Origin of the sequence: Streptomyces sp. 8L (genome assembly GCF_020176795.1) — a bacterium.
Classification (GTDB): Bacteria; Actinomycetota; Actinomycetes; order Streptomycetales; family Streptomycetaceae; genus Streptomyces.
The window spans coordinates 1-2,498 of the sequence record NZ_JAIUKE010000472.1; the positions used below are offsets into that span (position 1 = coordinate 1).

Annotated in this window: 2 protein-coding genes; both read right to left on the reverse strand. The window is 74.0% G+C overall.

Translation table 11 applies throughout. From position 1 onward, the window contains the following. The coding region (locus tag LCE31_RS31435) for a response regulator (protein ID WP_225020409.1) at positions 1-492 on the reverse strand (492 nt) is incomplete at its 3' end. Between the two features lie 170 nt (positions 493-662). Then, positions 663-2,195, reverse strand: a complete 1,533-nt coding sequence (locus LCE31_RS31440) for an outer membrane protein assembly factor BamB family protein (protein ID WP_225020412.1) — start codon at positions 2,193-2,195, stop codon at positions 663-665. Positions 2,196-2,498: the final 303 nt, after the last annotated feature.

The window sequence follows — 2,498 nt, forward strand, 5'->3', positions numbered from 1 at the left end:
CCCCTCGGGGTGCCGGCGGGGGGTGTGGGGGGGGGGGGGGGGGGGGCCCGGGGGGGGGGGGGGCCCGGGGGGGGGGCGCCGCGCCGGGGGGGCCCGCGGGGGGCGCCCCCCCCCCACCGCCGTCTCGCCCGCGCGGGCCTTGACCATCGCCCGCTCCACGCCCTCGATCCGCTCGTCGTGGCGTACGTACCCGGACGCGCCGGCCGCGAAGGCCGCGGCGATGCCGCGCGGGCTCGGGACCGGGCCGAGCACGACGACGGCGACCTGCGGACGCTCCCTCTTGATGCGGACGATCGGGTCGAAGGCGCCCGGCTCCGCGGGCGCCGCCGTCCCCATCAGGCACACCTCGGGCGCCCTGCTCACCACCAGATCGGCGGCGCCCGCCGGGGGCGCCGCCGAGGCGAGCACCCGGTGCCCGCGCAACTTCAGTGCGGAAGCCAGCGCTTCCGCCAGCAGCCGGTGATCATCGATCACCATGAGCCGTACGCCCATCGCCATCCCCCATCCCAGCCGAAGCGGCCTGGGCCCCCCGGTTCCTAGACCCGGCAAGCTACACGCTTGTTCGAGGTTGCGCGCCCCCTACCGGCCAGAAGACCCCCGGATTGTGGAATTCGGGCGCGTTCCGGCCACGGCGGCGGCGCCGGGCTGATCGAGCGTCGCCGTCAGTGCGTCGAGAACGCCATCACCATCGGTTCCGCGGCGTCGTCCGCGTCGCGCGGCTTGTCCACGTAGTCCTGCGAGAGGAACAGCCTGCCGTCGCCGAAGCGCACCTCGGAGCCGCTGGCGACGAAGTCCGACTCCTTGTCCCTGGTGGCCTCGTCCGACGGGTTGCGCATCAGCGTCGTCTGCCGGAAGGTCGAGCCGTCGATCGAGACGATCTGGCCGCCCTTGTTGTACGGGCCGGTCTTGTACGCGATGAGGTCCGGGCCGTCCAGGCGGATCAGCCGCGAGGTCCAGCCGTCGCCGGAGTCCGCGCGCTGCGAGGTGCTCCTGCCGGTGGAGAGGTCGAAGGAGACGATCTCGTTGGTCTCGTCGAGCGCCTTCCCGTCGCCCGCGTCGTGCGCGTCCGTCGGCAGGTAGAGCCTGCCGTTCGCCGCGAGGACGTCGGCGCAGCCCTCCATCGCGTCGCCGGTGCAGTCGGCCGCGTACGTGGCGCCCTGGGCGGAGATCTTCGCCTTCAGCTTCCCGGTCCTGGCGTCCAGCGAGAAGAAGTCGGAGACGCCCTGATGGCCGGTGCCGCCGACGTCCGCCGCGACGACCAGCGGGTCGGTCGAGACGGTGTGCACGTCCTGGACGCCCGGCGGCATCTTGTACGAGGAGAGCGTGGCGCCCGTCGTGGGGTTGAGGTTCTCGACGCTGACCTGCGCGTCGTCCCCGCTGCCGCACTGGCGGGACGCGACGAGGAGGTCGCCGCCCGCGTACCCGTTGTCGCGGCAGTCGTCGTCGGCCGACGTCTGCGGCTTCCACCGGAACGCGCCGGTGTCGAGATCGAAGCCCGCCCCGCCGCCGGTGCTCGCGGCGGCGACGGTGTCGCCGGTCTGGGTGACGCCGTCGAAGGAGATGCCCTCGTCGCCGCCGGGGTGGCTGACGGTCTTGTTCCACAGCAGCCGGCCGGTGCCGAGGTCCACCACGCCGACCCGGGTGCACGCCTGGGGGGCGCTGTCCTTCGTGCGCGGCGCGCCGTCGAAGACCACGGCGGCCTTGCCGTCGGCGCTGACGTGCGGGCTGGCCGCGCACACGTCGCCGGGCAGCGCGACCGTCCAGCGCTTGGTGCCCGTGTCCAGGTCGTAGCCGACGATCTGCTGGATGCCGGCCACCGCGTACACGGAGCCGGTGAGCCAGGACGCCCCGACGCTGTGCAGGTCGGTGGCGGCGGGCTTCGGGACGGTGAAGGACACCTTCGAGTCGGGGTCGTCGGGCGCCTTCTCGTGTGCGTTCAGGGCGCTGGTGCCGGGAGTGGGGTGTGCGGTGGGACCGGCGCCGCCCTCGCCCGTGGTGTCGCTCCTGCCCGCCGAGTACCAGATGCCGGCGCCGAGGATCAGCACCACGGCGACGGCCGCGGAAACGATCATCCGCAGCTCGGTCCTGGTCAGCCGGAAGCCGCCGCCCGTGCCCGGCCCGGTGCCCGCGCCGCCGCCGGGGGGCTGCTGGTAGGTGACGGCCGGCGTGGGATACCCGTAACCCTGCTGCGGCACCTGGCCGGCGGGCGCGGGGTAGCCGTACCCCTGTGGCGGGTCCTGCGGCGCGCCGAAACCGTCTCCGGCGGGCGGCTGGTACGGGGGCTGCTGCTGGTACGGGGGTTGCTGAGGCGGTTGCTGGTACGGGGGTTGCTGAGGCGGTTGCTGGTACGGGGGCTGTTGGTATGGGGGCTGTTGCGGAGGCTGTGAGTACGGAGACGGCTGGGACTGCTGGGACGGCTTCGGCGGTCCTGGGGGTCCGGGCGGCTGCTGAGACGGTTGCTGGGGTGGCTGCTGCGGTGGCTGCGTCATGGTGTGTGT